The sequence below is a fragment of the Clostridium gasigenes genome (assembly GCF_017348895.1).
Classification (GTDB): Bacteria; Bacillota; Clostridia; order Clostridiales; family Clostridiaceae; genus Clostridium; species Clostridium gasigenes.
Map to the genome: position 1 here is coordinate 2,613,238 of NZ_CP071376.1, position 16,623 is coordinate 2,629,860.

Sequence of the window (16,623 nt, forward strand, 5' to 3'; positions counted from 1 at the left end):
ATAATTGTAAAAAATTACACCCCAGGGGTGATAAATGTTGGAAGGAATATAGCTGATGAATCTGTTATAAAATCACCGATTCTAGTAAATATTCCACATGGGGTATCGCCTGTTATATATATACCCATAACAGGGAATTGCATAACAGTTTTTGAGCCAAGAGTTGAGTGTCTTTCAATTTGAAGTGGTGCAATGTTGACTCTTTCTTGGAAAATAACATCACTTATATCTTCTGGCATATCTTCGTAACTCATAGTTATTCCACCACCTTCTCTTGATAAATAGGGTTTTACTAAAAAGTCGGTGGATATATTATTGTTTGGAACTAAACAGGTGTAGGGAATATATTTTTTGATAAAAGCTTCTTCTTTATCGCTATAGAATCCTTTCCCAATAAGTTCATAAATAACAGCTAAGTATGCTTTAGATTGTATTATTAATGTAGAGGTTGGATTTATAACAGAAGTACCTTTATTTAATATAGGAATAATGTTACATAAATCATCATCATAAGAAATCCAATCTAAGGGGAAATATCTATACATAGCATCAATAGGGGTATTATAAAGATATAGTTTATCATCTCTAATTTCTAAATCGTAGATGTTTCCAATAATTAAATTATATTTTCCTTCTTCTTTTAAAATATCATGTAAAACAGAAGTGTTAAACAAATCCTCATAGAAGTTAGTAGATACAAAGGCTATATTCTTAATTTTATTAGTTTTAATTTCAGTGTTTTCAGTACTAATGCTTTCGGTGGCTATATTTTCAACAGTATTACTATCAAAGTTTATATTAACCATGTTTTTATTATTCTCAATATCTTTAAGTATTTTCTTAAAGACATTTTTAATATTATCTTTTAGCTTATCATTAGGGTTAGTATAATTAAGCTTCAGCTCTTCTTTAATAATATTTGTAATTCCAATACTTTCTACAATTCCAGCTGGAGTTTCTGAATTAAATTCTAATATTTTTAAATCTCCATTATTATCTAAAACAAAATCTATTCGACCTAATGCACATAAGGCATCTGTATCAGAACTTAGAATAACTTCTTTTAAATTTTCTGGTAAAGATAATAAATCAGAAAACATAGGAAAGTTGCATTTTATAAGTTCATTAGTTTTCTTTAAGATATTACAAAATTTAATACTAGCAGAATTCATTTCATCATAAAGATTTTCGGTAATCAAAAATCTATCAGTTGATAAAAATTCATCTACATTAGTGTAAGGTCCAGTAAAGTTATATTCAAATAAAGATCTCTCAACAATTTTATCCCATGTCTCTTTTCTTGGTTTTAAATAGGTGGAATCTATTGATATAGGAAGATTTTTAACTCCTAAAGGACACATCCAAGAGTTGCTATCATCTGTAAGAAAATTCTCGCTCCATCTTATACAAATACCTATAAGTTTTTCTTTTGTAATATAAGTACCAAAATTTCCATAAGAGAGCATTGGTAAGTTCATATTATGATTTCCAGGACGATAGGTATATTCTTGTTTTATATCTATTACATCTTGAATAATATGAATTTTATCAGAATTTAAAACTAATTGAACTTGAGCTTCCCAGTTAGCAGCTGTATAAAGTTTTCCTATATAAACTTCGCCACTATATCGACCAAGAGAAGATTTAATAACATATTTATCTTTATTTTTTATAACTTCAGAAATTTTATTTATATCTTTAGAAGGAGTAGCTTTAGAAATATCACTTCTAGAAAATCTATCTTTATTAAATATAGTTGTGTAGGGAATACAAGCTTTTATATCTTTCTTTTCAGAACTAGAAAGCAGTGGAGAGTTAGATAGTGTTAACTCCCAAAGGTAAGCGAAGAAAGTTTTAGCCTGAATAGCAACAACTCTAGGATCGTTAAGTATTGTTACGTTACCTTTATTAAAAGCTTCTAATATATCACCGAAATTATCAATTTCATAAAGATATTCAGCAGGGAATAGTTTTAAAATCACATTGATTTTAACTTCTTCAAAAGCATAAACATTATCATTTTTAACAGATAAATTTTTAGGCCCAACTTGATGAATAGTAATATTAGTATCCTTTAAAATATCTTTTATATATGTAGCTAAATGAAATTCATCATAGTGACAGGGGTCTATAAGTATTCCAACACTAATATTTGATTGATCATATAAATCATTACATATGGACACAAGAGAAGTAATAAAATTTTCTTTGAAATCACTATTTATATTTTTTTCAAAGTCAAAGGACCCAGCTAGTGATATTTCTTTTTGTGCACAGGGTTTATCGTAATTAAATTCAGCAAAATAAATTTCTCCTTTTGTAGTTCTAAAGGTATCAAACCTTGTCCAAAGCATTGGAGCTACAGGGCAAGTTAAGTTAAAAATATCCTCTTTAAATGGGAAATCATCTATATAGGAAAGGAGCTTTTTATGATTTGTATTTAATTCATTTAATACTCGTGTAGAGATTTTATTAATTGATTCTGAGTAGTAAACCATTTTTTCATAGCAGTTTGTATCTATAAAAAATGGTATTTGACTATGGATATAATTTTCATAGGGACTACTAATCATATAATTATTAAATAAAACATCTTCAGTAAATAGCTTTTGATTTTTCATATTTAAATCCTTTCTATAATAAGTTTAGATATATTTAAAGCATCATAAAATAAATAACAAGGCAAATACTATTAAAAATTTTTATATTTAGCTAGAAGAACTTCCACCTTTAGAACTAGAGTAACCTGATTTGCCTTTAGATGGAGTTGATGAACCTTTGCTAGTTGAATCACCACTTTTTATAGATGAATCGCTATTAGATTTATTACTATCATTTGTAACTCCACTTTTTCCACCATAATTACGACCGCCAAAGAAAAAGAAACCGCCTCCACGGTGATTGTTGTTACTATTATTGTTGTTTTCCTCTTCTTCTTCAGGAGAAAGAGGCTGAGTAGGAGCTTTTTTACTACAACCGCTTAGAGCAGAAGTAGCCATTGCTGTTGCGACAGCAAGAGATAATGCCTTCTTTTTATTAATGTTAAGTAGTTTTTTAAAATTATTCATAGTTACCCCCAATTTATTATTTCAACAGTTAAGTCCTTATTTAATGTATCAATATAAGCTCTTATATCTTCTTTAAGAGTACATTTTGTGTAAATAGTTAAATTGTTATACCCAAGTTCTTTTAAAGTCTTAGCATAAGGTAAGTCTTCACACGAAAATTCATATTGATTATTAAGTTTCTTTTTATATAAATCTTCTGGAAAATCCATATAACGTTCATAATCTAAAAGTAATACATAACCAGTAGGTTTAATATTATGTAGATTTTCACCAAATAATATTAATCTTTCAATAGAATCTATATTTCCTATTAAACCATAAGGGTGAAAAAGGAAATTGAAATTAATTATAGGTTTTATATTAAATTTATTATTAAGTAAATAAGCAATATCAAGAGATTCACTCATATTAGTATCTATAATAATAAATGTTTTTTCAAAATCATTTTTAGTTATTTGAGCTAATTTATCCTTATATAAATTATAAAGATAACATTCATCTAATAAGTAGGTAAGCTTAAAATCAGAATATGTTTGAAGTGATACAAAAGGTCCACTTCGCATAAAAGGTTCAAAGGTTCCAAGGCTTGATTTCCAAGCTCTATATATTTCTTTAAAGTTCTTTTCTCTTAAATTCATTTTTACACCTAGCTTTCATAAGTAACAGCAAAAATTTTGGATAATGAAATAATTTGCTTAAAACCATCAGTGGTATTAAAAGTAATATGTGAATCACTACATTCATCTTCTTGAAGTTCACCAGTAAAGGTTGCTTCAGGTGTTGAGATTGACCAGGATTGCATATTTTCAAAAATATTTATTTCTCTTGGATAGGTTATGTATCCATAAGGTAGTTTGTATACAATAGCAAATAGTTTATCAAATGAAAGTATTTGCTTGTAAGTTTTATAATTCTCTGAAGTTTCAATTGTAATAAGTCCATGGCTATTTACATTAAGTATTCCATCCATAGATTCAAAAGGTTCATCTTTTTGCCATTCTAAATAATCTTTATAAAGATATATATTCAAGTTATAATCCTCCATTTTAAAAAATAATTTTAGGCATCTTAAAAAACAACTAGTAAGTATGCTAATATAGTTCGCACCATAACTGTTGTTTTTTTAGATGCCTTAGGTAGTATTATATTAAAAAAACTTATTCAGTAGTAAGTTGTTATTTAAATTAATAGAGTTATCTAACAACTTGAGAAACTATAATTGCTAGGCCAATAAGTATACCTGCTGAAAATATGGCTACAGCTATATTTCCTTTTTCTAATTCTTTATTAAAATCTGCAGGTATTAATGCATCAAATATTTTATATCCTAATACTAAAATTAAAATTCCAACTAATCCAAATGCAAAACTAAGTCCTAAATTCATTAATATATCCATGTAAATTCACCTCCTCAATATATTTACTTAGGGGTCATAAAAGAAATAAATAGTTATTTCTTTTATGATCCCTTACTAGACATTTCTAAATAAAAGACTGTTTAATAGTATAGTCTAATTTTTATAATCATTGTAATATGTCTTATAATTATTTTACTACAAATTTAACACTTTTGGGAAAAATATATTAAACAAAAAAATATTTTAATAATATAGAAGAAATGTTTAGTGAAATTTGTGAAAAATTAATTTATATGTAATCGAAATATAGTTAAAATAAGAAAAAAATGTTATAATTTATAATGAAAAGTTATTAGTTAAAAAATTGAAACAGTGCAATTATATAGAAAGTATTTGATTAAGGGAGATTGATAATCTTTGAGAGGTAGTATTTTAAAAAACATAGGACAATTTGTTTTAGGAATTTTATTATTATCATTAATAGTCTTTTATATCTCTAGATTAGCGCCAGGGGATCCATTAGTATCTTACTATGGTAATGCTGTAGAGAAAATGAGCGTAGAAGAAAGAGATAGTGCAATTGAAAGATTAGGCCTTGATGAGCCTATTTATATTCAATATAAAAAGTGGTTAAGGGCTACATGCAAAGGTGAATTTGGAATTTCATTTAAGTATAAGCAAGAGGTGAAGGTAGTTATAGGAGAAGTGTATATAAATACAATAATTTTAGGTGGACTAGCTTATTTTATAACATTTACAGGAGCTTTGTTTTTAGGAATATTTTGTGCTCTTAATGAGGATAAATTAGTTGATAAAATAATATGTGGGTTAGGAAACATATCAAGCTGCATTCCAGCATTTTGGGCATCCTTAATATTTATATTAATTTTTAGTGTTAATTTTAGAATATTACCAACTAGTGGTGCTTATTCTGTAGGGCAAGAAGATAACTTAATTAATAGAGCTTGCCATTTAATATTACCTTTAGTAGTTCTTGTGTTAAGCCACTTGTGGTATTACACATATATGATAAGAAATAAATTATTAGAAGAAATAAGGGAAGATTATGTTTTGCTAGCAAAAGTAAAGGGTTTAAGTAATAGGAAAATTGTTTATAAGCATTGTTTAAGAAATATAATGCCAGCATTTATAAGTATTATGGCGATTTCAATTCCTCATATATTAGCTGAAACTTATGTGGTTGAAAAGGTTTTTTCATATCCAGGACTTGGAACGCTTTCTTTTGAAAGTGCAAAATATCATGATTACAATATGTTGTTAGTACTTTGTTTACTAACAGGAATAATAGTATTATTTACTAATATGATTGCAGAATTAATAAGTACAAGCATAGATCCAAGAATGAAATATGAGAGGTGGGAAGACCTTGAATCGTAAGATAAGTGATTTTGAGATAGTTACAGATAAAGAAATGTTCAAAGAAGAAAATACAAAAAAAAAGAAAAAATATTTTTCCTGGGAAATTAAAAAGACTCCATATATTTCTCTAGGTTTATTAATTCTAATAATAGGAGGATGTATTCTTTCGCCTTTAATAATGACTCATAATCCAAGGTATATGGATTTAGCAAATTCTAATATTTCTCCAAATAGTTCTTTTTATTTTGGAACTGATTCAATGGGAAGAGATGTATTTTCAATGATATGGGATGGTGGGAAAATATCATTATTTATAGGAGTATTTGCAACTATAATTTCTACATTTATTGGAGTGGTTTATGGAAGCATAAGTGGAACTGCATCACAGTTTATAGATAGTTTAATGATGAGAGCCACTGAAATAATTATTAGTATTCCATCAATTTTAATAATTATATTTATCCAAGCAATTTTAGGGAATGCTAGTCCAGTTTCTATTGCTATAGTTATTGGAATAACTAGTTGGATGAACATAGCAAAAATAGTTAGAAGTGAAGTACGGCAAATACGAAATAGTGAATATATATTAGCAGCAAAATTAATGGGTGGTAAGTTTTTTTATATATTAAAAAATCATTTGCTTCCTAATTTTATATCATCAATAATGTTTATGGTTGTTTGTAATATTGGATCATCAATTATAAAAGAATCAACTTTAAGTTTTTTAGGAATAGGACTTCCAATAGAAGTTATATCCTGGGGAAGCATGCTTTCTTTATCTGAAGGTGCATTGCTTTCAAATTCATGGTGGGTAATTTTAATTCCAGGAATATTCTTAGTTATAACATTAGTTTCTATAACTAATATAGGAAATTATATAAGAAAAAAAATAAATAAAAAATCTAGTAATCTCTAAAAATAGATAGTGAAAAATTCTTAAGGGTTTTGGTTAAATAGAAAAAAGGATAAGAATGCTAACTAGTTATTTATTTGGAGATAAATTATAAGGAGGACAATATGAAATTTGAAAAATTAAAAGCTGTAGCGTTACTAGTAGGTGTAAGCTTAATTGTAGGATGTGGCACAAAAGAAAAGGCTAAAGAAAATTTGGGGCAAAATGAAAAAACACTTGTTTATGGGAGTAATGATTATACAAGTATAAACCCTGCTATATATGAGCATGGGGAAATAAATTCTCTTATATTCACAGGGTTAACTGCACATGATAAGGAAAATAAAATAGTTCCGGCACTAGCAGAAAGTTGGGACTTTGATAAAGAGACTAATATTTATACATTTAACTTAAGAGATGATGTTAAATGGCATGATAAAGAAAAATTTAAGGCCGAAGATGTTAAGTTTACTCTTGAAACAATAATGAATCCAGATAATGCTTCAGAAATAGCCTCAAATTATGAGGATATTACATCTATTGAAGTTATTGATGACACAACTCTAAAAATAGCTTTAAAAGCTCCAAATGTAGCTATGTTAGATTATTTAACAGTAGGTATTTTGCCAAAACATTTATTAGAGAATAAAGATATAATAACTGATGAATTTAATAAAAAACCAATAGGTACTGGACCATTTAAGTTAGAAAAATGGGACACTGGGCAAAGTATAACATTAGTTAAGAACCCAGATTATTTTAAAAAAGATCCATCTATTGATAAGGTTATTTTCAAAATAGTTAATGATTCAAAAGCTAAAGTAATACAGTTAAAATCAGGAGAACTAGATTTAGCTCAAGTTACTCCAAAGGATATTGCTACATTTGAAAAAGATAATGATTTTAATGTAAATATAATGAATACAGCGGATTATAGAGGGATAATGTATAACTTTAATGCGCCACTGTTTAAAGAAAATAGGGAACTTCCAAATGCTTTAAGTTATGCAATAGATAGGCAAGCTATTGTTGATAGTGTTTTATTAGGTCATGGGAAAGTTGCATATTCTCCACTTCAAATGGGAGACTATAATAATTCTGATATAGAAAAGTTTGATTATAATAAAGAAAAAGCCAAGTCAGAGTTAGAAAAATCAGGGTGGAAAATTTGTGCTGATGGCATATATGAGAAAAATAAAACAAAATTAAGTTTTGAAATTACTTGTAGTGAAGGTGACCAAGTAAGAGTTGATATGGCAAGTGTTGCAGCTCAACAATTAAAAGAAATAGGTGTTGATGCCAAAGTTGTTGTTAAGGCTAAAATAGATTGGGAAAACCAAGATAGTAACTTAATTGGATGGGGAAGTCCATTTGATCCAGATGATCATACTTATAAAGTATTTGGTAGTAATCAAGGTTCAAACTTTAACGCTTATTCAAATAATAATGTAGATGAATTGCTTAAAGTAGCTAGAGAAACTGATGTAGATGAAGATAGGGTTAAGTATTATAAAAAATTCCAAGAAGAAATGGTTAAGGACATGCCGTACACATTCTTTGCTTATATAGATGCTATTTATGTAGGGAAATCTACAGTGAAAGGAATAACGCCTGAAACAGTTTTGGGACATCATGGAGTAGGAATATTCTGGAATATAGAAGATTGGGAAATAGAATAGGATGTGATTAATATAAATAGTTTGCTTGAAATTAAGGATTTAGTTGTGAATTTTAAAACAGAAGATGGAGAAATACAATCAGTAAGAAAAGTTTCTTTAGATTTGAAAAAAGGAGAAACATTAGCAATAGTTGGAGAATCGGGCTGTGGGAAAACCGTTCTTTGCAGAAGTGTAATGAGGATATTACCAAGTTGTGCTTATATAAAAAGTGGTGAAATATTATTAGATAATGATGATATAAGTAAGTTCTCTCAAAAGAAGATGGAAAAGATAAGAGGGCATTATATATCTATGATATTTCAAAACCCAATGACAGCCTTGAACCCTACTATTTCTGTAGGCAAGCAAATTGTAGAAGCAATTAGAACACATGAGAAAATTAGTAAAGCAGATAAAAAGAAAAAGGCTATAGAATTTATGGAACTTGTGGGAATAGAAGATGCAGAGATTAGATTTAAGCAATATCCACATCAATTTTCAGGGGGAATGAGACAACGTATTGTAATTGCTATTGCATTAGCTTGTAACCCAAAAATATTAATCGCAGATGAACCAACTACTGCCTTAGATGTTACTGTTCAATCACAAATATTAGATTTATTAAAAGATATTCAAAAGAAAACCGGAGTAGCTATTATATTTATCACTCATGATTTAGGTGTAGTTGCTAAAATTGCAGATAGAATTGCTATTATGTATGCTGGAAAAATAGTGGAGATAGGGAGATCGGAAGAAATATTTTTCAATGGAAAAAATCCTTATACAAAAGCACTTATAGCATCACTTCCTTCTTTAGATAAAGAAAAGGAGTTTTTATATAGCATTCCAGGTATGCCACCAAATCTTTTAAATCCTCCAAAGGGAGATGCTTTTGCAATTAGAAATGAAAGTCCTTTGAAAATAGATTTTAAAGAGGAGCCACCCATGTTTAAAATAAGTGAAACTCATAGCGCTGCAACCTGGCTCTTGCATCCTAAAGCATTAGAATTAAGAAATAAGTGATCTCTAAATAAATAATAGACTAGGAAATTAATCTATTATTTTTAATAGTGAATTAGGAGAAGGAGAAATTATTAGTAATGGATAAAGAGAAAATATTAGAGGTTAAAAACTTGAAACAGTATTTTCATTTAGATAGGAATCACATAATAAAGGCTGTTGATGATATTTCTTTTGAAATATACAAGGGAGAAATATTTGGGTTAGTTGGAGAATCAGGAGCAGGAAAATCTACAGTAGGAAGATCTATAATAAAAATAAATAAATCAACTGCTGGTAAAATAATATATAAAGGAAAAAATATAGCTAATAATTTGGTGTACAAGAAAGAAAAAAAATCTATAAATAAAACAATGCAATTTATTTTTCAAGATTCAACTTCAGCTTTAAATGAGCGTATGACCATAGCAGAGATAATTGGAGAGCCTCTTAAAATTCAAGGATTATATAAAAATAAAGAAGAAAAAATGAATAAGGTTTATGAAATGCTTGAACTAGTAGGGCTAGATAAAAGCTATGCTAGCAAATATCCAAGTGAATTTTCGGGAGGTCAAAGGCAAAGAGTAGGAATAGCTAGAGCTCTTTCGATGAATCCAGATTTTATTATAGCAGATGAGCCAATAGCTTCTTTAGATGTATCAATGCAAGCACAAATTGTTAATTTGTTTAAGAAACTAAAAAAGGAAAAAGGGTTAACCTGTCTTTTTATTACTCATGATTTATCTATGGTTAGGTATATAAGTGATCGAATAGGTGTTATGTATAGAGGGAAGTTAGTTGAGCTTGCAGAGGCTAAAGAGTTATACGAAATGCCCGTGCATCCATACACAAAATCATTACTTCAATCAATTCCGATTGCAAATCCAAAATATAAAAATATTAGAAGTAAATGTTTATATAGTTACAAAGATCATGATTATTCAAAAGAAAGTCCTAAATGGGTGGAAATAAATAAGGGACATTTTGTTTATGCATCGTCATCAGAAGTAGAGAGTTATAGAAATAGAATAAATAATAAAGAATAAGTATTTAATACCCCTCATATATTACTAATAAGGAATCTCCAAATAAATAACAAGCCAAAGATTCTTAGGATTTTTGACTTGTTATTTCTTTTTAGATTCCTAATAAAAATAATATATGAGGAGTTATTATGGGGAAAAATAAAAATATTAGCTCTAAAGAATCAAATAATTGTGAAAGAAAATGTAAATTACAAGTTGATAAAAAAGATAAGGCAATTAAAATTGCTATGAGAGCTATTGATGATGTTAAACTAGGAAAAAATGAAAAGATAAATGCCATATGGTTAGAAATTTCAGGTTGTTTTGGACAAGTAATTTCATTATTAGATGCAGAAGATCCAGATGTAATTTATTTGCTTAGAAAGTTTGTTAATATGACATTCTTTGGTAGTATAAGTGGAGATGAGGGTGAAGTTGCTTATGAGAGAATATTAGAAACTTTAAAAACCGATTATATTTTTATAGTAAGTGGAGCAGTTCCCTTAAAAGATAATGGATTATATACAACAATAGCTACTTATAAAGGACAGAAAATAACTGCAATGGAGGCGGTACAGACTATTGCTAAAAATGCAAAGCATATTATTTCTGTTGGAACTTGTTCTTGTTTTGGAGGACCAACTGCAGCCAGTCCTAATTTATCAGATGCAGTTAGTGTTTCACAATTTTTAGGTAGAGATGATGTTATTAAAATACCAGGATGTCCCGCAAATCCAGTTTGGATAATGGGAACACTAGGATATATTGCTTCTTACGGAGCGCCAGAGTTAGATGCTGAAGGAAGACCAAAGGCCTATTATGGAGATCTAATTCATGATAATTGCCCAAGGAGAAGATTTTTTGATGCAGGAATATTTGCAAAGAAATTTGGTGAAAAAGAATGTATGTTTAAACTTGGGTGCAGAGGACCGAGGACTTATGCATATTGTCCTATAAGTAGATGGAACGGTACGGATAATTGGCCAATTGGAGACAATACAAATTGTATAGGTTGCGCAGGTCCTGAATTTCCAGATGGCACATCACCATTTGTGGATTATGGAGGGCTTTAGTTATGACCAAAATAATAATTGATCCAATAACAAGAATAAGCGGACTTTTAAATATTGAAGTTGAAGTTATAAATAATAAAATAGTGGATGCAAAAAGTAGTGGTAGCCAGTTTAGGGGTTTTGAAAAAATGTTTCAAGGTAGAAATCCACTAGATATTATAAGACTTGCTCCAAGAGTATGTGGTATTTGTTCAACTCATCATACAATAGCGGCTGTTTTAGCATTAGAAAATGCAATGAATATTACACCAGATTATAACGGTAAAATTGTTCGGGACATTGCTAATGGTTTCGAATTTATACAAAATTATTTAAGACATATATACTTTTTTGTATTTCCTGATTATGTGGACATAATCAATATAAATCCACTATATAAAACAGCAAGTAAAAAGGAAGCTGATTATAGATTATCAAAAGCAGATACAGATAAAATAAATGAAGATTATTTAGGAGCTATAAAATATAGTAGGCAAGCTCACAGCGCTATAGCAGAAATTGCAGGGAAAGTACCTCATACCCATGGAATATTTATTGGGGGGACAACTACTAATATTAATGTTCAACAAATAGAAAGCATTAAATATAGTATTAATGTAATAAAAGCTTTCGTTGAAGATAAATTAATACCCGATGTAGATCTTATATCAAAAGTATATAAAGACTATTTCAAAAAAGGTGTTGGATACAAAAACCTAATGAGCTTTGGATTATACAATGATTATGAATCGCCAATTAAATACTCAGAACCAGGAGTAATGTTAAATGGTACTCGGGAAGAATTTAATGTTAATAATATTACAGAAAATGTTGCAAGAAGTTGGCTAGAAACTACAAATAAAAATGGAAATGGAAATATTTACACCCCAGGGGTGGATGAACCTGTTACGCCCAATCCATATAAGCCTGGTGGTTATAGCTGGGTTAATGCGCCAAGGTACAAGGGATATGCTATGGAAGTTGGAGCATTAGCAAGAATGACCTTAAGTGGGAATTATAAAGGTGGAATATCTGCAATGGATAGAATTGTAGCTAAATCACTAGAAGCTAAGAAAATTTGTGAAATAATAGAATCATTAATTGAGAAGCTTAAACTTGGCCCTGCATATCAAGAGCAATGGCAAGTTCCAGATAAAGCAAAAGGAATTGGACTAATTGAAGCAGAGAGAGGGTCTCTCGGTCATTGGGTTTCTATAGATAAAAAACTTGTAGCTAATTACACGTTAATTCCACCATCATCATGGAATTTATCACCATCAGATAGTGAAGGGATAAGGGGACCTGTTGAAGAAGCTTTAATGGGAACTGAAATTGCAAGCATTAAACATCCAGTTGAAATAGGAAGAATAGTGAGAAGTTTTGATCCTTGTTTAAATTGTGCAGCTCATATAACTAGTGATAGATATGAGCCTATGACTATAGATATAGTATGATAAAAGTTTTTGGGGTAGGAAATATAATGCTTTGTGATGATGGAATAGGTGTAAAAGTTGCTGAATATATAAAAAAAGAATTAGAATCAAATGAAAATATAGAGTTAAATAAAAACAAAGAGTTAAGCAAAAATATAGAAGTGATAATTGGAGAAACTGATTTTATGTATTGTCTAGATTGCATAAACAAGAATGATTTTGTAGTTATTATAGATGGGACATACTTTGATTTTAAACCAGGGCATATATCAAAATTATCATTTGAGGAATGTGATAATTTAATTGTAGAAAGTAGAGACCCTCATGGCGATAGTCTACTTAAGGTTTTACGTAGAGAATATAGAGAAATTAATGGGTATTTAATTGGAATAGAAATAGATAAAGTAGATTATTCATTAGACTTATCGCCTAAGTTAAATAAAGAATTTAATAGTATATGCAATAGGGTTTTAGACAAAATAAAAACTCTAATATGTCTAAGTGAAGTTCAAATAAATAGTAAGTCAGTAGTCTAGTCTATTTTGCACCTTGTCTTGTTATTTTTTTTAAATGCCTAAAATGAAAATGAGGGAGATGATAAAGTGCATGAGTTATCAATCATTAGTAGTGTTATTAATATGGTTGAGGAAAATTGCAGGGATAACAATATAAGTAAGGTAGAAAAAATTGTTTTAAAAATAGGCGAATTTTCTTATATAAATAATTCATCTCTCATTTTTGCCTTTGAAAGCTTAAGTAAAGATAGTATATGTGAAGATGCAACTCTAGATATAGAGAAGGTTATTGCAATGGCTTATTGCAATAATTGTAATAAGGAGTTTCACGTTGAGTTTAGTAAAAAGGAATGCCCTATATGTAATAAGTACAGTGTGGATATTACAAATGGATATGAAATGTTATTATACAGAATAGAAGGGGAGTAGGCTTTTATGATTTTTTTTGAAGATACTTTAAAGGAAATAATATAAAATGATTAGAGAATATATTGTAGTAAAAGGTATAGTTCAAGGGGTTGGATTTAGACCTTTTATATATAAAATTGCATTAAATAATAAACTAAATGGCTGGGTAAAAAATAGTTGCGAGGGTGTTTATATAGATATAGAGGGACCACCTAAGGATATTTCTAATTTCATAATGGATTTAAAGAGAAAAGCACCTATGCTAAGTAAAATTGAGTATATAACAATAATTGAAAAAGAGTTAAAGGGATATAAAGATTTTAAAATACTAATAAGTGATATTAGTGAAAAAGATAGAAAAGATGAATACAAAGATGAAAATGAATTAGAAGAATGTAGTAAGGGAATATCAACAATAATATCTCCAGATATAGCAACTTGTGAAGATTGTAGAAATGAGGTTTTAGATAAAAGCAATTTACGAAGGGGAGGGTATTCATTTACTAATTGTACAAACTGTGGACCTAGATTTACTATAATAAAAAAATTACCTTATGATAGATTTCAAACTACAATGAATGAATTCAATATGTGTAGCCAATGCATAAGTGAATATGAAAATCCTTTAAATAGGAGGTTTCATGCAGAGCCAACATGTTGTAATAAATGTGGGCCAAGGTTAACCGTTTTAGATAATAGGGAAAATGTTATAGATTGCATAGATGAGCTTAAAAAAATACGAGAGTATTTAAAGGAAGGAAAAATAATTGCTGTTAAGGGATTAGGGGGATTTAATTTAATTTGTAATGGAAAAGATAAAGAGGCAATAGATTTACTTAGAGAAAGAAAAAGACGAAAGACTAAGCCTTTAGCATTAATGATGAGAGACATAGATGTAACATTAAAATATTGTAATATAAACAGTAAAGAAAAAGAAGTATTAATAGGAAATAAGAAACCTATAGTTATTTTAGAAAAGAAAGATAATCAATTAGAAAACAACAAAACAATAAATAATGAAGCTATAGATCAAACCTTAGGGAAAATAGTGAATAATGAATTATTAAATTACAAACTTCCAAATAATATATCCTTTAATAGTAGTAAACTTGGGGTAGTGCTACCCTACACACCACTACATTATTTATTGTTTGATGAAGAATTAGAAGTATTAGTTTTTACAAGTGCAAACATTAGTGGAGCTCCTATGATTTATGAAAATGAGAAAGCTTTAAGTGAGCTTAAAGATGTTGCAGATTGTTTTTTAATTCATAATAGAGATATAAATATACCTATTGATGATTCAGTGGTTAATGTAATTTTAAATGAGGAAAGAGTTATAAGATGTGGTAGAGGATATGCTCCAATATCAAAAAAATATCCTGTTAATGATGGAATATTAGCACTAGGGTCTCAGTTTAAAAATACCTTATCAATAAGTAGTAATAAATATATTTTTACAAGTCCTTATATTGGAGAGATGGACAATTTGGAGACTCTTAGTAATTTTGAAAATAACATGAATTATATAAAAAATATCTATAACATTAATATTAAAACAGTATGTTATGACATGCATCCAAATTATTGGAGTAGTGAGTTTGTTAAAAATTATAAATGCGAAAAAATTGGAGTATATCATCATCATGCACACATAGTAAGCTGTATGGTTGATAATAATATTACTTCAAGAGTTATAGGATTAGCCTTTGATGGTACAGGCTATGGTGAGGATGGACAAATTTGGGGAAGTGAGTTTTTAATATGTGATTTTAAAAGCTTTAAAAGAGTTGGACATTTAAGTTATATGGATATGCCAACTGGAGATGGAGCTGGGATGTTTCCTTGGAAAATGGGAGCAAGCCTTATATACAAATCACTTAAAGAAAATAATGAATTAAATGATAAAGCAAAAGATATAGTTGCTAAGGAAGCAAAAGAAGTGTTAGAAGAAAAGTTAAACAAAGAAATACCTAATATAATTAAGTTTTTACCAAGCCAGTTTAGTTATAAAAATTTTAATTTAATAATGAAGATTATAGATAATAAAATCAATACTCCCTTAACTAGTAGTATGGGGAGATTATTTGATGGTGTAGCAAGTTTACTAGGTTTTAATAGTAAAATATCCTATGAGGGGGAAGCTGCAATTTATCTTCAAAATTTAGCCGAGTCTTTTATCAAAGAAAGAAGTAATAATATTTATGAAAAGTTTTATAGTTATGATTTAGCTATAAGTGATGATATGAAAATTATAAATACAAATAAAATAATAAAAAACATCTTAGAAGATTTAAAAAATCAAGTTAATAAAGGTGAAATTGCTATTAGATTTCATAATACTATAGTAGAAATTTCCTCTAATATTTGTATAAGTTTAAGAGATAGATATGGAATAAATGAGGTTGCTTTAAGTGGTGGAGTTTTTCAAAATGAAATACTACTAGAAAAATTATATCTTAAGCTTAAGGAAAATGATTTTAATGTCCTTACTCATAAAAATATTCCATGTAATGATAGTGGAATATCTGTGGGACAACTTGTTATAGCAAATGAGCAGAGAAATTGAAAAAATAGAAGGGAGCAGCAATATGTGCGTAGCTATTCCAGGCAAGATTATTGAAATATATGAAAGAGAATCTTTAGTAGAGTTTGGGAAAATAAGAAAAATTATAAATACATCTTTAGTTGAAGATTTGAAAATTGGAGATTATGTTTTAGTACATGTGGGATGTGCTATTGATAAAATGGAAGAGGAAGAAGCAAGAGAAACTTTAGAGGTATTTAAAACACTAGGAATGTTAGAATAGATGTCTTTTACAAGAATAACAGAAG

16 protein-coding genes are annotated in these 16,623 nt (G+C 28.6%); 11 read left to right on the forward strand and 5 right to left on the reverse strand.

The window, feature by feature from the left end; translation table 11 throughout:
- Window positions 1-14 precede the first annotated feature (14 nt).
- From J1C67_RS12190 to J1C67_RS12210, 5 genes are all read right to left on the reverse strand, one after another.
- The gene (locus J1C67_RS12190) at window positions 15-2,621 is read right to left on the reverse strand and encodes a glutathionylspermidine synthase family protein (RefSeq protein WP_167866552.1); all 2,607 of its coding nucleotides are present in this window, start codon (window positions 2,619-2,621) and stop codon (window positions 15-17) included.
- A gap of 87 nt (window positions 2,622-2,708) precedes the next feature.
- Window positions 2,709-3,068, reverse strand: coding sequence for a hypothetical protein (locus J1C67_RS12195; protein ID WP_167866624.1), 360 nt, complete (start codon window positions 3,066-3,068; stop codon window positions 2,709-2,711).
- Window positions 3,069-3,070: 2 nt separating this feature from the next.
- Window positions 3,071-3,706, reverse strand: a complete 636-nt coding sequence (locus J1C67_RS12200; RefSeq protein ID WP_167866553.1) for a normocyte-binding protein — start codon at window positions 3,704-3,706, stop codon at window positions 3,071-3,073.
- 8 nt (window positions 3,707-3,714) lie between these two features.
- Window positions 3,715-4,098: a hypothetical protein gene (locus tag J1C67_RS12205; protein WP_167866554.1), complete on the reverse strand. Its 384-nt coding sequence runs from the start codon at window positions 4,096-4,098 to the stop codon at window positions 3,715-3,717.
- A 163-nt stretch (window positions 4,099-4,261) separates the two neighbouring features.
- Complete coding sequence (locus J1C67_RS12210) at window positions 4,262-4,465, reverse strand: DUF350 domain-containing protein (protein ID WP_089964966.1); 204 nt, start codon at window positions 4,463-4,465, stop codon at window positions 4,262-4,264.
- A gap of 378 nt (window positions 4,466-4,843) precedes the next feature.
- Between J1C67_RS12210 and J1C67_RS12215 the strand changes: the two genes are divergently transcribed.
- The 11 genes from J1C67_RS12215 to J1C67_RS12265 all read left to right on the forward strand — a co-directional run bounded on the left by J1C67_RS12215 (window position 4,844) and on the right by J1C67_RS12265 (window position 16,598).
- Window positions 4,844-5,824, forward strand: a complete 981-nt coding sequence (locus J1C67_RS12215) for an ABC transporter permease (protein ID WP_167866555.1) — start codon at window positions 4,844-4,846, stop codon at window positions 5,822-5,824.
- Window positions 5,814-6,722, forward strand: a complete 909-nt coding sequence (locus J1C67_RS12220) for an ABC transporter permease (protein WP_243176759.1) — start codon at window positions 5,814-5,816, stop codon at window positions 6,720-6,722. The genes J1C67_RS12215 and J1C67_RS12220 overlap by 11 nt, the downstream gene beginning before the upstream one ends.
- A 101-nt stretch (window positions 6,723-6,823) precedes the next feature.
- Window positions 6,824-8,377, forward strand: coding sequence for an ABC transporter substrate-binding protein (locus J1C67_RS12225; RefSeq protein WP_167866556.1), 1,554 nt, complete (start codon window positions 6,824-6,826; stop codon window positions 8,375-8,377).
- Between the two features lie 3 nt (window positions 8,378-8,380).
- Window positions 8,381-9,379 carry an ABC transporter ATP-binding protein gene (locus tag J1C67_RS12230; RefSeq protein WP_210345924.1) on the forward strand — a complete coding sequence of 333 codons (999 nt, stop codon included), beginning with the start codon at window positions 8,381-8,383 and terminating at the stop codon, window positions 9,377-9,379.
- Between the two features lie 77 nt (window positions 9,380-9,456).
- On the forward strand, window positions 9,457-10,401 hold the full coding sequence (locus tag J1C67_RS12235) for an ATP-binding cassette domain-containing protein (RefSeq protein WP_167866557.1): 945 nt from the start codon (window positions 9,457-9,459) through the stop codon (window positions 10,399-10,401).
- A gap of 128 nt (window positions 10,402-10,529) precedes the next feature.
- On the forward strand, window positions 10,530-11,453 hold the full coding sequence (locus J1C67_RS12240; RefSeq protein WP_167866558.1) for a hydrogenase small subunit: 924 nt from the start codon (window positions 10,530-10,532) through the stop codon (window positions 11,451-11,453).
- 2 nt (window positions 11,454-11,455) lie between these two features.
- Window positions 11,456-12,886, forward strand: a complete 1,431-nt coding sequence (locus tag J1C67_RS12245; RefSeq protein ID WP_167866559.1) for a nickel-dependent hydrogenase large subunit — start codon at window positions 11,456-11,458, stop codon at window positions 12,884-12,886.
- Window positions 12,883-13,401 carry a hydrogenase maturation protease gene (locus J1C67_RS12250; protein WP_167866560.1) on the forward strand — a complete coding sequence of 173 codons (519 nt, stop codon included), beginning with the start codon at window positions 12,883-12,885 and terminating at the stop codon, window positions 13,399-13,401. Before J1C67_RS12245 ends, J1C67_RS12250 begins: the two co-directional genes overlap by 4 nt.
- Window positions 13,402-13,467: 66 nt before the next feature.
- Window positions 13,468-13,809, forward strand: a complete 342-nt coding sequence (gene hypA / locus J1C67_RS12255) for a hydrogenase maturation nickel metallochaperone HypA (RefSeq protein WP_167866561.1) — start codon at window positions 13,468-13,470, stop codon at window positions 13,807-13,809.
- Between the two features lie 46 nt (window positions 13,810-13,855).
- A complete protein-coding gene (locus J1C67_RS12260) occupies window positions 13,856-16,357 on the forward strand; it encodes a carbamoyltransferase HypF (protein ID WP_167866562.1) in 2,502 nt (833 codons plus the stop codon).
- Entirely contained in the window at window positions 16,341-16,598 is a 258-nt protein-coding gene (locus J1C67_RS12265; protein ID WP_243175532.1) for a HypC/HybG/HupF family hydrogenase formation chaperone, read from the forward strand. The genes J1C67_RS12260 and J1C67_RS12265 overlap by 17 nt, the downstream gene beginning before the upstream one ends.
- Window positions 16,599-16,623 lie beyond the last annotated feature (25 nt).